The sequence below is a fragment of the Psychrobacter sp. 1Y6 genome (genome assembly GCF_052258385.2).
Taxonomy (GTDB): domain Bacteria; phylum Pseudomonadota; class Gammaproteobacteria; order Pseudomonadales; family Moraxellaceae; genus Psychrobacter.
In genome coordinates, this window is the sequence record NZ_JBQQEW020000001.1 from 753,996 (window position 1) to 769,760 (window position 15,765).

Here is a 15,765-nt window from a genome sequence, read left to right on the forward strand (position 1 = left end):
CTACTGCTCAGCTGGTGCACGTAATAACAGCCATAAAAACAGCACCGTACCAACCACACCAAAAATGGTGGCGACCGGCACTTCAAATGGATAGCGAATAGAGCGTCCGATAATATCGCATAGCAGCACGGCTGAAGCACCAAGTAGGGCCACTGCTGGCAAGCTTCGACGCAACTTATCTCCCATTAGACGGCTCACAATGTTTGGCACGACCAGCCCAATAAAAGGAATCATGCCTACAGTCACGACCACGACAGCGCTCATCATGGCTACCATACCCACGCCAATCCAAGTGACTTGACGCTTACTAATGCCTAAGTTTAAGGCGATATTGTCACCCAAACCAACGATAGTCAGCTTGTCGGCAATAATATAAGCTAGCACACACAGTCCACCTGTGAGCCACAGCAGCTCATAGCGCCCTGCCAATACGCCTGAGAAATCCCCAAACTGCCAAACACTCAGCATCTGTAGTGATTCGGTTTGATAGGCGATAAAGGTAGTGACTGCTTCAATAATGCCGCCAAAGACAATGCCAATCAGTGGAACCATCAAAAAATCAGTGGGCGGAATGCGGTGAATGAGCAGCATAAATAGCATCATGCCAAAAACGGCAGCGATGGTTGCCACGCCCATTTTGACAATGAGCGCACTTGCAGGGAATAGTAAGCTGATCACTAGCAAACCAAGTGCAGCGCTTTGAGTCGCACCAACCATGGACGGCTCTACAAAGCGGTTTTTTAGCACTACTTGGATAATCATGCCAGCCACTGCCATCGCAATACCAGTCAAAATAATGGCGATGGTACGCGGTATACGACTAACCAATAGCAGCGAGCTATCAGAATTGGCACTCTGAGTCAGCAGGCTCTGCAAGATACCTGACCACGAAAAGTCAGCCACCCCAATAGATAAGCTCAATAACACCAAAAGCCCCATAAGAATGAGGCTTGCTGTATTGATGAACCATGGTGGTATGACAGTACGTCGATGTAACGCATTGCCAGTACCGCGCTGCCAGCTTGACGCTAATGGAGCAGTACTGGATTTGAGCCTAGCATGAGTACGGGGTGAAAATAACGACATAATCTCTACTGGCTTAAAAATGAGCAGGGTTAACGGTAATAATTACCTACTTGAGCAACAATCGTTTTTATCACCAACGACGTTATTTAGCGTTAGTAAAAGCATCTTTGATCGTCGTTAGATCCTGCATCCACTGGTAGTAGCCGCCAAATGCTAAGTAAGAGTCTGGGCTTAGATAAACTACTTGCTGCTTGCTCCATGCATTGCTCTGAGCAACCAGTGGATTGTCTAATACGGCCTTGGCGCCAATACCGTCTTCACCAATTGCGGCACTGCGGTCGATGACAAATAACCAATCTGGATTGGCTTTTTGGATATATTCAAACGATATCGGTTGACCATGAGGCGCATCGGCAATTTTGTCATCTGCCATTGATACCCCTAATACAGTATGGATAAAACCATAGCGAGACTTGTCACCATAGGCTGACATTTTGTTGCCATTGACCATGACGACTAGGCCAGTGCCTTTATTTTCTTTCGTTAGACTTTTGGTCTCAGTGATAAGTCCATCGATGTTCTGCTGTAGCTTAGCAGCTTGATCGCTTTTACCAAACAATGCACCTAGATCATGCAGGCGCTGCTTGCTTGACTCATAGATATTGGCTGTATCAATACTCATGTCTAACGTTGGGGCGATACTTGATAGCTCGTCGTATTTTTCTGCCATGCGTGAACCGACCAAAATAGCTTGCGGCTGCATTGCATTCAACGCTTCAAGATCTGGCTCAAACACAGTACCTACCGATTTTGGATCAGGCTGTGTTTCTGAGTGTAGATTCTTTAGTAGTAAACCACCAGGCATACCATCGACTGCTACATCTAGCGCCGCCAAATCTTGCATCAACGTCATGTCATAAACGACAAGTGGCGATGGGTTCATGGCCAGCTCAACATCACCTTTTACGGTATTGACCATGATTTTCTCAGCAGATACAGCATCGTTATTAGCAACGTTCTGTGATTCATCAGCCGTTGGGTTTTCAGTTTTGGCGTCTGCTGGCTCAGAGTCATTGGATTCAGGCGAGCTACATCCTGCCACTACGGTAGCTAACAAAGCTGTCATGGCGGCAGTCAGTAATGGACGTTTGAAAAAAGAGGCGGTAGGTCTGCTAGATAATAAAGGTGTCGGCATAATGAACTCGGTCTATCAAAAAATGTTTAAGCAATTGTCTAAAATAATTGCAAATGAATGACGCTAAAAATATTAAGTCTGAACGATGCTTGAGATAAAAAGCATAAAATAAATAGTCTACTTAGTACCACTCACTAATTTTTTATACGAATAGTTTTTATAAAATAGTATGAGTTGACAGGACAGACGTTATAATAAAGTAGTTGAGACTCATTATCAATATAAATGATAATGGTTTTTATTAACAGTACTTGCTATATTAAACGCAACGTATCATTTGATAAAAAGATAAGATTCATAGTAGTGAGGTATAAAAGTAGGTAACGTTCATAGAAATAAGCGTTCTGATAAGTAAGGCTACTAAGCAATGTCACGTGTCAGAGATGTATTAAATAGCGAAAATATTGTAAATTATTATTGATAATAATTATCGTTTGCATTATTATCTACGCCATTCTACTCTGAGTAATAAACATTAGGCTGTTATGAGTTCAACGGATTTAGACGCGCCACCACTTAAGTCGTTATTGCTAGCTATTGTTGCAGTCTTAGGACTCCATGTGCTTGCCGCAATTGCACTAGTGGCAATAAAAACGCCTGAACTCAAACCTGAGCTAAAAAAAGAGATGTCACCACTTGAGATAAAGTTTGTGTCATTACCGGCAAAAACGGTCTCAACTGAAGTAGAAAAGCAAACAGTCACAGCCAAAAAAGAAGTACAGCCTGAGGTACAAGTTCAGCCAGCGCCGCAACCTGAACCAAAGCCTAAAGAGCCGGTTAAACAACCAACAGAGACACCAGTAAAACCAAAAGAGCCTGTTGTAAAAAATGTAGAGCCGAAAGTGACGCCTGTGATAGCGTCAGAAAAGCCTCGTCCTGATACCAGTCAAAAAGTAGCCCCAAAAGAGCCGCTACCGAAACCAAAGGTTGATAACTCAGCAGCTGAAGCACAACGTCAAGCAGCTGCCCACGCTGAATCAGAGCGTCAAGCCAGAAAAGCTGAGCAAGAGGCGCAAGCTAGGGCAGAGCAAGAGGCCAAGAGAGTCGCTGATGCCAAAGCTGCCGCTCAAGCGAAGGCTGCCGCAGAGGCCGCCGCTGCACAAGCAAGAGCTGAGGCGGAAGCAGCAGCTGCTTTAGCACAGAGTAATGAGCCTGTGAGTTTTACTGCTAGCTCAGCCAACTGGGCATCTGCGCCTAACTTTAGTTTTCCTGAGCGCGCCGCACGTAGAGCCCGTTCTGGTGATACGCTCAACGTTGTCTTGGTATTACGAGTCAACAAGCAAGGCGGTATCGATAACGTGCGCGTTGCTCAATCATCAGGTAATCCGCTAGTAGACAAAGAGGCCAGACGTCAAGTGCGATCGGGCAAGTTCAAACCCTTTACTAAGAATGGCGTACCCGTGGTAGGTGATGTGACCCTACCGATCAGTTACGCAGTTCCTTGATAGTTCATACTTTATAACAACGTATTTATTGATCATCTTTCATTATAAAACTAAACGTGATATTTACCTCAGTATCATGTAATGGCATTACACATTAAGGAGTCTGACATGGACTTTATGCAATACTGGCAGATCAGCGACATGGTGACAAAAACGTTGTTCTTTTTGTTGCTTGCGTTATCTATTCTCTCTTGGGTGACAGGTATCGTCCGCGTATTGCAAAGCCGTAAACTGGCGACCAATGTAGCAGATGATTTGAGTCAGCAATTACAAGCCAGGCAGTCTGACTTGGCTGGTACTGATGCTGCCACTCGTCGTTTGGTCACTGAGCAGACTTTGCTCAAGCATATCGGCCGCTATCGTTTTGCTAGTGAGCGCGGTCTGCCAATTCTTGGTACGACAGCAGCGATTGCACCGTTCATTGGCTTGTTTGGTACGGTATGGGGTATTTTCCATGCCTTGCACAACATCGGTATGAGTGGTCAGGCAGGATTGGGGCAGGTTGCAGGGCCAGTCGGTGAAGCACTGATTATGACAGGTCTTGGTATTGCAGTAGCGATTCCAGCCGTGGTGTTTTACAACCTTGCAGTACGTATCAATCGCCGCATAATGTATCAAGCCAATGACAGAGCGCATGATCTATTGGCGCAATCAACGGGTCTTGTGGATACGACCAAGGTAACTGCGAGCCATGCTGCTAGCGCCTCACAAGTGCACGCTGCTACAAGCAGTCGTTCAACGACGAGCGAGACGCAGCATACTAGCAACTATAGTAATTCTGTACCAAAGCAGCTATAGATACTGCTAATTCTACAGATACTGATTTTGTAAAGGCTAGGTCTGTAAGCGATAGGTCTATAAAGGCTAAAACGACAAGTCAAAAAACGGCTTGGCTGTGTGAAAATAACCAAAAGCATTGAGAGTAACTATGGCATTTCAATTGGGTGATGATGACGTACGAAGCATGGATGAGATGAACCTCATTCCGCTGATCGATATCATGCTGGTATTGATGATTATATTTTTATTGACAGCGACCGTGTTGAATCCGACGGTGCCTTTAGATTTGCCAGAGACTAGTGCCGCGCTCAATGAAACGCCGCCAGAAGCGATTCAAGTCAGTATTGATAAAGACGCGGGTATATTCTGGGATAGCGATCCAATCAGTATGGAAGAGTTAGAGAATCGCTTGCAGCAACAAGGCGCGACTGGTAAGAATCCAGCGGTACAGTTACGTGCGGATAAAGAAGGCAGGTACGATACGGTCGCTCAAGTCTTAGCAGCGGCAAGTAACGCTGGACTGACCAAAATCGCATTTGTGAATGAGTAGCTTAGTAGCTAAATCTTTAAGAACTTAAGCATTGAATAGTTTAAGCACTGTGAGTCAGTGCTAGTAGCTTTGGCTCTATAGTAGAAAACTGGCTAGATAAATCAATAGCCCGACCAGTAAGACGACAAGCACCGCTATAATAAAAACAATTAAAATAATAAAATTTTCTCCAACCTCATTAACTACTTAAACCTCAAATTAAGTCGTTAGTGAGGTTTTCTTTTTTTACCAGCCGTAGCCAAATGGACGATAGCCGTAACCGAAGCCTGCATGTCTGTAGCCAAATGGGTAAGGTGAGCGTAAGTAGTCGAGATCGCGCTGACGGATATAGTAGTAGCGCCCTTGGGAGTAGGCTTCTTCTAACTTATCAATACCCTCTAACGAACAGACAGGTTGCCAGTCATAGCCTTCGCGGCCGAGCTTATAAGCATTCAGCTCGGTACAGTAGTTTTTGAGACCTTGTTGACGGCCTTGCTCCCATTGGATACGGTTAGGGCTAGCACCGCCGACACTGGCGCAGCTATTGGTATAGTGACCGAAGTAAGCGCCTGAACGTCCTTGCGAGCCATCAGCATAGCCGACTTCTTGCCAGTTACTGCTTTGACACTGCTGCGGAGTTAGGCTCTGAGTCGTGGCACAGCCCGATAATGTCAGTACGACCGCGCCAAGTAGCGATAAGCTCATGCCTGCTTTGCTCATGACTTTACTTGTCAGCTTGCGAGCGTGATAAGCGCCCGATGAGTTTGACTCAATAAGATAATTCATAATAAACCTGCGCGCGTTTAAAATTATGGTTTATCATAGCACTTTTTTGCGCTGACCACTTTTCGTATCTGGTTTTTATAGCGTGCTGTGTTCGGTAAGTTTGTATGCGCTAAATAGCTGATTTAATAGCGTAACTTGCTAAATTGTCTTATGCTTTAACAGCACTCGTTGCACCGCGATTGGACGACAACGCTTGATTTTTAATGGTTCGTGCTCATTATAAGCCCTTATATATCGTTGTTTGTTATCGTGCTAATCGCAAATCTATATGTACTATTTATAAATAACGGTTCATTAGCGATATTTATCGCTATATCTCTTAGTATCTTTTTTATTTAGTCAAAAGGCCAGACCATCATGGGAACATTGATTGGCGTTATCATTGTACTATTCGTATTAGGGAGTATGATGGCGCTCAAACCGAACGGTATCGATCAGCGTTTGGATAAGCTGCGTATGACCGCGCGTCGTTTACAGCTCAATCCAAAGCTCGTTTCGTGCCCTGATTGGATCAAAGGCCGTGATAATGAGTATGGTCGGGGCATGCTTGGACAGTACTGCCTAATATTTGAAGACACTAAACTGCCGCATACCCGTTATCAAGTGATTGATGGACAGTGGCGACCAGACAGCAGTTTTGTTGATACTAGTACAGATGATAAAACGCTTACTATTCCCAGTGCGATTCGATCTAGTCAAATCAGCAATAATCCAGTAGTCAAAAAGACTGATTTTAGCTTGGATCAAGTGCCGTTAGAGCTGCCAGTAAGTATCGAACCGTTTGTTAAAGGTCTATTGACCAAGGCGAATAGCATTATTATTTATTGGGAAGATATTGCTTATGTACGTCCAGCATCTAACCCAACGTACCATCAAAAACGGATCGAAGCGGACTTATTAGTGCTAAAAGAAAACCTTGAGAAATGGGCGCTACAGATGCAAAAACAAGCATAAACCTAGTAAAGCGTTTTTTCGTCTCCATTAAAGGGCAATATGCAAGCGGTTTGTCATATTCAAATTATTTAAAGTTGACAGTTTAACGCTTAGCAGTGTAACGTCTTTATAACTATATCTTTATTTTATGGTTATTATTTGTTTTATAACCTTTTTTATCAGCAGCGATTATTACTATAAATAGCTGAACCATGGTCAAACCGTGAGTATCCGCTTCCATAAATTGCCGTGCTGCTGAATTTAACCTTACTTTTAATTTACTTATATTATGGTGTCGTCAAACATGGCAAAAACCACAACCAAAAAAAGTCCAGCACCAGCTGCTGACAGCCCAAAGGGTAAGTCTTTGGTGATTGTAGAATCACCAGCCAAGGCAAAAACGATTAATAAATACCTTGGTGATGACTTTATCGTACGCTCAAGTATCGGTCACGTCCGTGATTTGCCGGTCAGTGCGAGCAAAAGCGCAAAGAAAGCAACAACCGCTAAAAAAGATGACAGTCTGACCAAAGAAGAAAAAGCGCAGCAAGCACTGGTACGCCGCATGGGTGTAGATCCAGAGCATGACTGGGCGGCAGTCTATGAAGTACTGCCAAATAAAACCAAAGTCATCAAAGAGCTTAAAGCACTAGCCAAAGACGCTGATAAAATCTATCTAGCAACGGATATGGATAGAGAAGGGGAAGCGATCGCTTGGCATTTAAAAGAAGTCATCGGTGGCCCTGATAGTAAGTATCAACGTGTGGTCTTCAACGAGATTACCAAATCAGCTATCCAAAGTGCGTTTAAACAGCCTTCAAAATTAGACATTGACCGCGTGAACGCGCAGCAAGCGCGTCGGTTCTTGGACCGTGTTGTCGGCTTTATGGTATCGCCACTATTATGGCAAAAGATTGCCCGAGGACTGTCGGCAGGTCGTGTACAGTCAGTCGCTATGCGCTTGGTCGTCGAGCGTGAGCATGAAATTCGCGCGTTCATTCCAGAAGAGTACTGGCAAATCCATGCGGACACGCACATTGCTAATGGTAAAGCCAAAAAAACCTCAGACGCTGAGCAAATCGGTATCCGCTTAGAGGCGACCAAACAAGGCGGTAAAACCTTAAAGCTTGGTAATAAAGAGCAGACCGATAAAGTTTTAGAGGTGCTCAAAGCAAGCGACTTTATCGTCAAAGAGCGTGAAGAGAAACCAACGCAATCACGTCCAAGCGCACCGTTTATTACTTCGACCTTGCAACAGGCTGCTAGTACCCGCTTAGGTTTCTCTGTTAAGAAAACCATGATCTTAGCGCAGCGTCTATACGAAGCGGGTCATATTACTTATATGCGTACTGATTCGACATTCTTATCAGGCGATGCGCTTGCAGCTGTCCGTGGTCATATCGAAGACAGCTATGGCGCAAAATATGTACCAGAAAAACCAAATTTCTATGGTAACAAGCAGGGCGCACAAGAAGCGCATGAAGCGATTCGTCCTTCTAATGTCAATATGAAGTCAACACAGCTCAAAGGTGTTGAGCGTGATGCGATACGTCTATACGAGCTAATCTGGCGTCAGTTTGTGGCGTGTCAGATGTTACCTGCCAAATATCTGTCAGTGAACCTGTTTGTCGGCGCAGATGATATTGAGCTAAAAGCCCGTGGTCGTACCATGGTATTTGATGGCTACACAAGAGTGATGCCACCAGCCAAGACTGACGATACCTTACTGCCTGACGTCAAAAAAGGCGATAAGTTAAACCTAGATAAGCTAGATCCAAGTCAGCACTTTACTAAACCTGCGCCTCGCTATACTGAAGCCAGTCTAGTAAAAGAGCTTGAGAAAAAAGGCATCGGACGCCCATCGACGTATGCTTCAATTATCTCAACCATTCAAGATCGTGGTTATGTGAAGCTTGAGAATAAGCGTCTGTTTGCCGAAAAAATGGGTGATATCGTCACCGATAGATTGACGGCTAGTTTCCCAGACTTGATGGATTATACCTTTACTGCTGCGCTCGAAGACAAGCTCGATCATGTTGCTGAGGGTGAGCAAGACTGGAAAGACGTGCTCGATAATTTCTATGGTGAGTTCAAAACCACCCTTGAGCATGCCAAAGGCAAAGATGGTATGCGTCCGAATGATCCGACCGATGTGCCAGATGTCCATTGTGATATCTGTGATCGTCCGATGCAGTTGCGTACCGGGTCAACAGGTGTATTCTTAGGTTGTACTGGCTACAATCTACCGCCAAAAGAGCGCTGTAAAGGTACCAAAAATCTAATGCCAGTCGAAGCATTCGCCAATCTAGATGATGCGGAAGGTGATGACGAAGCGGCAGAAGTTAAAGATTTGATGGAGAAAAAACGCTGTCCGAAATGTGGCACGGCGATGAATGGTTACATCGTAGATGGTGGCCTCAAACTACACATTTGCGGTAACAACCCTGATTGCGATGGTTATATCCTAGAAGAAGGTAAGTTTGAAGTTCCTGGCTCAGATGCACCAACCATTGACTGTAACAAGTGCGATGGGCAGATGGAGCTTAAAACAGGACGCTTTGGCCCGTACTTTGCTTGCCAGAACTGTGATAATACGCGCAAGGTACTAAAAACAGGCGAAGCAGCGCCGCCGCGTATGGACCCAATCCATCTACCAGAGCTAAAGTCGACCAAGCATGATGATTATTTCATTTTGCGTGAAGGGGCAGCTGGGATGTTCTTAGCAGCGTCTAAGTTCCCAAAAGTGCGCGAGACACGTCCGCCAAAGCTGGCTGAGCTACGAGAAATTAAAGACAAGATGGAAGATAAGTTCCAGTATCTGTTTGCAGGACCAGATGAGGATCCTGAAGGTAACCCAACCATCTTGCGCTGGTCACGTAAGAAAAAAGAGCAGTATATCGGCTCTGAGAAAAACGGCAAGGCCACACGTTGGGGTGTTTACTGGCGTAAAGGTGAATGGGTAGAGGAGTAACTATTGTTAAATTCAATATAGTGCTTTTATAGCGTCAGACTCATCTGATGTACTACAGGTACAATTTGCATTGGTCTTTCTTGTATTAGGGCGTGTCCTCAATTCAATCGATATTTATCTAAATGGTTTAAAAACGGCTAAATCTTGCCAAACGGCGTCAAATAGCTGACTAATATCTCGATATTATCTGCGCTATTTTCCTTGTTTGACTGCAATTTATCTCATTTTTATCACCATTTTTAAAATGAAGACATGCCCTAGCTTTATATTGGCTTAAACAAACCTAATAGTTACTTCTAATAAAAAACCCTCTTACAGTTTAAGAGGGTTTTTTTTGCGCCTATAATATTTCTTTTAAGCTATTTCTACGTTTGCAAACCTAGCTTAAGTTCATAGGTTTAGATAGTATTAGTTTTTTACGATGATACCGCAACCAATACGATCGCCTGCATTACCTGAAGGCTGACTGGTATAGTCGTCAACGCCAGCATGTACGATAAAGGCCAAACGATTTACGCTGTATTTGCCTGCTTCAGTCGCTGCGATTTTCTTGTTCACATAGTTAATAGTAGCAACACCATCTTCATTAGCAGTTAAGTTTGGCAAGTCACCAGCATGACCATTCATGTCATCTGGATTAGAGTGTGGCTTGTTGTCTGGGTTGAAGTGACCGCCTGCTGCTTTACCCATGACGTCACAGCTACCTGTTTCATGGATATGTAATGAAACAGTTCTGCCTGGCTGTAGGTTAGTGAGTTTACCGTAAACTTGGACGCCGCCATCGACTGGACGTAAGAAAACTTGACCAACTTCTTTCTTCTCACCATCTACTGTTTGTATGGTTGATTTTAGCGTCGGTTGTGCTAAAGGATTGCCTGTTTGCATTTGACTTTCTACCGTTTGACAACCAGTCATTGCTAACGCTGAACCGCATAATAGGGTACTTACAATTAATGTCTTATTCATTATTATCTCCAATTGTTTGAGTTGTTATTTTTAATCTTCATTAAAGCCACGAATATCTATCGTTATTGTTCTATAAAAATGGGCGTCAATATTCGTTAACATCGGAGTCAGTATAGCCAAGCTAACTCTATAGTTATTCATCAAATGCGCAACAATCAGTTAATAAATGTAAGTAACGTATGGGTTTGAAAAACGAACTAAGATAAATAATTTCTGAAATTAAATGGCTTTAAGTATGTGAGAAACCTACTAAGAAAGCTATGAACTGCAAGAAAATGAATAATAAATAGGCATAAAAAAGCCGCCCATCATTGTGATAAGCGGCTTCTTAATCTATAGGAGGAGTTTAATAAAAATTCAATTAATTGTGCAGTGCTTTGCCAGAAGTTTTATCGACGGTCACTTTGGCAGGTTTGATTGGTGTTGGCATACTGACCAAAGCAACCTTTAAGATTTCTTCAATCGTCGCAACTGGTTGAATGGTTAAGCCTTCTTTCACGTTATCAGGGATATCAGCCAGATCACGCTCATTGGTCGCTGGAATCAAGACGTGCTTGATACCGCCACGATGTGCCGCCAACAACTTCTCTTTAAGACCACCGATACGTAGGATCTTACCGCGTAAAGTAATCTCACCTGTCATCGCAATATCTGGACGAATAGCAATACCTGTCAATGCAGAGACGAGCGCGGTCGTCAGTGCACCACCAGCAGATGGGCCATCTTTTGGCGTGGCACCTTCTGGCATATGGACATGGACGTCTGTTGTTTTAAACGTTTCGTAGTCGATACCTAAGCTATCACCGCGAGCACGAACCACGCTCATGGCTGCGCGAATTGACTCTTTCATCACATCGCCTAGTGAACCGGTAAAGCTAAGCTCGCCTTTACCTTTCATACCGACCGCTTCGATGGTCAGTAGCTCGCCACCGACTTGTGTCCATGCAAGACCAGTAATACGACCAATCTCAGGCTCTTCTTCAGCCAGACCGTAGTCATACTGATGTACACCTAGATAGTCATCGATGTTTTTGTCATTGACTGTCACTAGCTGACGTTCTGCTTTTTTCGGAGCACGTGCGCCATGAGTTTCAACCGAACCGCGAACCACTTTACGGCAGATCTTGTTCACTTCACGCTCAAGGTTACGCACACCTGCTTCACGCGTATAGCTACGCACGATGCTGTGCAATGCTGCTTCAACAATCTCAATTTCGCCTTCTTTGAGACCGTTTTGCTTAATTGCTTTTGGCACTAGGTATTTCTGTGCGATATTGACCTTTTCTTCTTCGGTATAACCCGGCAGACGAATAACTTCCATACGGTCAAGCAGTGCAGGTGGAATATCCATGCTATTGGCAGTACAGATGAACATCACTTGCGACAAATCTAAGTCCATATCTAAATAATGGTCGTTAAACGTATCGTTCTGTGATGGATCTAATACTTCAAGCAACGCTGATGCTGGATCACCGCGGAAGTCTTGCGCCATCTTATCAATTTCATCCAATAAGAACAGCGGGTTTTTGACTTCTACTTTTGCAAGTGACTGAACGATTTTACCTGGCATCGCACCGATATAAGTACGGCGATGACCACGAATTTCTGCTTCATCACGTACGCCGCCAAGCGCCATACGTACAAACTTACGACCAGTGGCACGGGCGATAGATTCGCCTAGTGAGGTTTTACCGACACCTGGAGGACCGACGAGACATAGAATCGGACCACGCAGTTTTTTCACGCGTGATTGTACGGCGAGATACTCTAAGATGCGGTCTTTTACATCTTGTAGACCATAATGATCCTCGTCTAATACAGTCTTCGCTTTATCTAGATTAATAGATACTTTAGTCGTCGCATTCCACGGCGTGTCCAAAATCCATTCAATATAGTTGCGTACCACTGATGATTCACTTGATGCAGGTGGCATCATTTTGAGCTTTTTGAACTCTTGCTCAGCTTTTTTGCGCACATCTTCTGGCAAGTCAGCATCTTCTAAACGCTGCTCTAGTTCTGCCACATCATCTTCACCATCGAACGCGCCGTCATTCATATCTGACAGCTCATTTTTGATGGCTTTCATCTTCTCATTTAAGAAGTATTCGCGCTGATTGTCTTCCATTTGCTGACGGACAGCATCTTGGATATCTTGTTCGATGTTTTGCTCAGCACTTTGCTTGACCAAATATTCAGTCAAAGTATTGATATGCGTTTTGATATCGTCTTCTTCTAAGAAAGACTGTTTGATATCAAGGTCCATCGACACACGAGTCGAGATGAAATAAACCAACTCAAGCAAGTCGTCAATACGTTTGGCCACACGAGTCAGCTCACGTGCATTGCGAAGTCGCGCATCTGCATAGCTTTCGAATAATGTAGTTAATGCTTGAATGGTGTTTTTCTGTTGACTCTCATCCATGCTGACATCAAGGTCGGCACGTTCAAATCTCGCCATCAATAAATCATCATGGCCTTCTATGTTATCGACACGAGCGCGGTATTGACCTTCGATCAATACTTTAATGCAGTTCTCATCGCTATCATGTGGCATAGTGCTGACGATGCGGCACACCGTACCGTACTGATACAAGTTATCTTGATCAATATCTTCGGTCAGTGAGTCTTTTTGCGCGACTACCAGTACTTTGTTGCCATACTCAGCTTGTGCCAACTCAACCGCTTTCACCGATGGCGCGCGTCCCACAAACAATGCAATCTGCATATGTGGATAGACGACGACGTCGCGTAATGCCAGCAGTGGCAGATAGCTTTCATCTTCATTGTCTTTGACAACGTTGGATGAGGCATTTAACGCATCCGTAGATGAGCTTTCTGTCTCATTATTCGCGTCAGCACTGATGTTAGCGTCAGTGTCAGTATTTGCGTCAGACGTCGTGTCAGTGTTCAGGGCAGATGATACATCGATGTCGATGTTGTCTTTATCAATATTATGTTCACTCATATGTTTTTCCTCGTTCCCCAGACTTGTAAAGTCAAGTTCGTGGTTCATGTTTAGATAAATGGTGCTCACGAAAAAAATTGCAAGGCTGAATGGTGAAGTCGTCTGCTTATCTTTGTTAAATAGTTATCTGAGCGCCCAGTAAACGACGGCATTAACGTCGGTAACGATGTGTTGTCAATGGTATGACTGGTCTATAAATGATAAAGACAGTTAGAAATTACAGAAGAGGGTTTAGATGTGTAAATGATATATGGCTACCTATGATGATGTCTAATCGGTTCTATGCGTAGGCTTTATAAGCAAAATAAGGTAAACTGGCGCGCGTCTAAAACAGGCTCTCATATTGAGACGTTTTAGACAACAGGGCGATATTCATTAGTTTCAATATTCATAGGTTTTAATACGACCAAAGTATAAAGAACAAGGGGCAACACATGGCCATCAATGCAGTATTGCTAGCAGTTATTATTATGCTAGGACTGTCACTTTCGCGAGTGCACGTGGTGCTCAGTTTATTAATCGGCGCGCTGGCAGGTGGACTGCTAGCAGGGCTTGGTATTACTGATACGCTCAATGCTTTTCAAGAAGGCATCCGTAATGGCGCAGAGATTGCGCTGTCGTATGCACTGCTGGGGGCTTTTGCGGTAGCGATTGCTCATTCGGGCTTGCCGCAGTCATTGGCAGGCACGGTCATCAAGCGTATTGATGCTGCTGGTACGAGTGGCATGATTAAGTATATGCTGTTTGCAGGCCTCATTACCATGAGCTGCTTTAGCCAAAACTTAATCCCTATTCATATTGCCTTTATTCCGCTACTGGTACCGCCACTATTGTTAGCATTTAATCGTATGCAGATTGATAGACGCCTGATTGCTTGTCTGATTACTTTTGGACTGGTCACTACCTATATGTTTATTCCTTATGGTTTTGGTGATATCTACCTCAATCAGATTATGCTAAAAAACGTAGGTGAGGCGGGTATTGATGTTGCCAATATTTCTGTGGTGCAAGCCATGGCGATTCCTGCATTGGGTATGCTAATTGGTTTGCTGGTTGCCGTATTTTTCAGCTACCGTAAGCCACGCGCATATCAGCAGATTGCGATAGATCAGCAAGCGCATGATGCCGTCGTAGAAGGCGATGCATTAAGCAAAACTGCCGCTGGTGCACAGTCGCAAAGCAAGCTAAAGACACTGGTTGCACTGGCTGCTATCGTGACTGCTTTTGTGGTGCAGTTATACACTGATTCACTACTACTTGGCTCAATGTTTGGTTTTGGTGTGTTTATGGCGACCGGCGTGGTGAAGTGGCGTGATGCTGATGGCGTCTTTAATGACGGTATCAAGCTGATGGCGATGATTGGCTTTATTATGATTACCGCGCAAGGCTTTGCTGAAGTAATGAAAGCCACTGAGCAGATTCAACCATTGGTCGATGGCGCAGCCTCACTATTCGCTGGTAATAAAGCGATGGCGGCATTTATTATGCTATTGATTGGTTTGATTGTGACCATGGGTATCGGTTCTTCATTTTCGACCATTCCTATTTTGGCTGCGATTTATGTGCCGCTGTGTATTTCTTTAGGGTTTTCGCCATTGGCTACTGTAGCTATTATCGGTACGGCTGGCGCGCTGGGTGATGCGGGTTCGCCAGCGTCAGATTCGACATTAGGACCAACGTCTGGTCTAAATATCGATGGTCAACATGACCATATTAAAGACAGTGTGATACCGACATTCTTGCATTACAACATTCCGCTACTAGCATTTGGTTGGATTGCAGCGATGGTGCTGTAGATTTTTGATATGTGTAAAATGCTCAGTAGCTTTGTAAGGTGTGCTGTGCGCACCTTACAGCTCCCATTAGTATTTAATTGATGCTAACCTTTAAACAATCTAATCTATTATATGCAGGCTAGACATCATGGACAGTCAAGGTTTTAGTCAAAATGAAGTAGAGTTATTGTTAAAAGGGCTTAGAGTTTTATTATCTGAAAAAGCAAAGAGCGATCCTGAATTAATACAATGGTCGTATGTGAGAAGTGATCCTTACATGGAAGTATTTGCTGTAGATAAGGCGAAATATGAAGAAGACCGCAATCATATAATAGATTTAATTCGTAAATTAGAAAAAGGCTAGCTCAGTAATAAAGTGATGTTAAATTAACTA

The 15,765-nt window shown here is 44.0% G+C and carries 12 protein-coding genes; 7 read left to right on the forward strand and 5 right to left on the reverse strand.

Going from position 1 to position 15,765, the window contains the following annotated elements:
* Positions 1-1,086, reverse strand: a complete 1,086-nt coding sequence (locus ACTXGF_RS16825) for an ABC transporter permease (RefSeq protein WP_443534427.1) — start codon at positions 1,084-1,086, stop codon at positions 1-3.
* 82 nt (positions 1,087-1,168) lie between these two features.
* Entirely contained in the window at positions 1,169-2,221 is a 1,053-nt protein-coding gene (locus ACTXGF_RS16830; RefSeq protein ID WP_443534426.1) for a siderophore ABC transporter substrate-binding protein, read from the reverse strand.
* A 485-nt stretch (positions 2,222-2,706) separates the two neighbouring features.
* On the opposite strand from ACTXGF_RS16830, the gene ACTXGF_RS16835 reads away from it, so the two are divergent.
* From ACTXGF_RS16835 to ACTXGF_RS16845, 3 genes are all read left to right on the forward strand, one after another.
* Positions 2,707-3,666, forward strand: a complete 960-nt coding sequence (locus tag ACTXGF_RS16835) for an energy transducer TonB (protein WP_443534424.1) — start codon at positions 2,707-2,709, stop codon at positions 3,664-3,666.
* 108 nt (positions 3,667-3,774) lie between these two features.
* A complete protein-coding gene (locus ACTXGF_RS16840) occupies positions 3,775-4,464 on the forward strand; it encodes a MotA/TolQ/ExbB proton channel family protein (RefSeq protein WP_443534422.1) in 690 nt (229 codons plus the stop codon).
* 130 nt (positions 4,465-4,594) lie between these two features.
* Positions 4,595-4,996, forward strand: coding sequence for an ExbD/TolR family protein (locus tag ACTXGF_RS16845; RefSeq protein WP_201548193.1), 402 nt, complete (start codon positions 4,595-4,597; stop codon positions 4,994-4,996).
* A gap of 225 nt (positions 4,997-5,221) precedes the next feature.
* Here ACTXGF_RS16845 and ACTXGF_RS16850 read toward each other — a convergent pair whose 3' ends face one another.
* Positions 5,222-5,761, reverse strand: a complete 540-nt coding sequence (locus ACTXGF_RS16850; protein ID WP_227679306.1) for a DUF2799 domain-containing protein — start codon at positions 5,759-5,761, stop codon at positions 5,222-5,224.
* 357 nt (positions 5,762-6,118) lie between these two features.
* Here ACTXGF_RS16850 and ACTXGF_RS16855 point away from each other — a divergent pair, with 357 nt between their 5' ends.
* Positions 6,119-6,715 (forward strand): hypothetical protein, encoded by a 597-nt coding sequence (locus ACTXGF_RS16855; RefSeq protein WP_101205178.1) that lies wholly within the window; start codon positions 6,119-6,121, stop codon positions 6,713-6,715.
* A 283-nt stretch (positions 6,716-6,998) separates the two neighbouring features.
* Positions 6,999-9,665 carry a type I DNA topoisomerase gene (gene topA / locus ACTXGF_RS16860; RefSeq protein WP_443534420.1) on the forward strand — a complete coding sequence of 889 codons (2,667 nt, stop codon included), beginning with the start codon at positions 6,999-7,001 and terminating at the stop codon, positions 9,663-9,665.
* Between the two features lie 408 nt (positions 9,666-10,073).
* On the opposite strand, the gene ACTXGF_RS16865 is transcribed toward topA, so the two are convergent.
* Entirely contained in the window at positions 10,074-10,631 is a 558-nt protein-coding gene (locus ACTXGF_RS16865) for a superoxide dismutase family protein (protein WP_427621567.1), read from the reverse strand.
* A gap of 361 nt (positions 10,632-10,992) precedes the next feature.
* Positions 10,993-13,596: an endopeptidase La gene (gene lon, locus ACTXGF_RS16870; protein WP_443534418.1), complete on the reverse strand. Its 2,604-nt coding sequence runs from the start codon at positions 13,594-13,596 to the stop codon at positions 10,993-10,995.
* Between the two features lie 434 nt (positions 13,597-14,030).
* Between lon and ACTXGF_RS16875 the strand changes: the two genes are divergently transcribed.
* Together ACTXGF_RS16875 and ACTXGF_RS16880 are read left to right on the forward strand one after the other, a co-directional pair.
* Positions 14,031-15,392: a Na+/H+ antiporter family protein gene (locus ACTXGF_RS16875; RefSeq protein WP_443534416.1), complete on the forward strand. Its 1,362-nt coding sequence runs from the start codon at positions 14,031-14,033 to the stop codon at positions 15,390-15,392.
* 127 nt (positions 15,393-15,519) lie between these two features.
* A complete protein-coding gene (locus tag ACTXGF_RS16880) occupies positions 15,520-15,735 on the forward strand; it encodes a hypothetical protein (protein WP_197176127.1) in 216 nt (71 codons plus the stop codon).
* Positions 15,736-15,765: the final 30 nt, after the last annotated feature.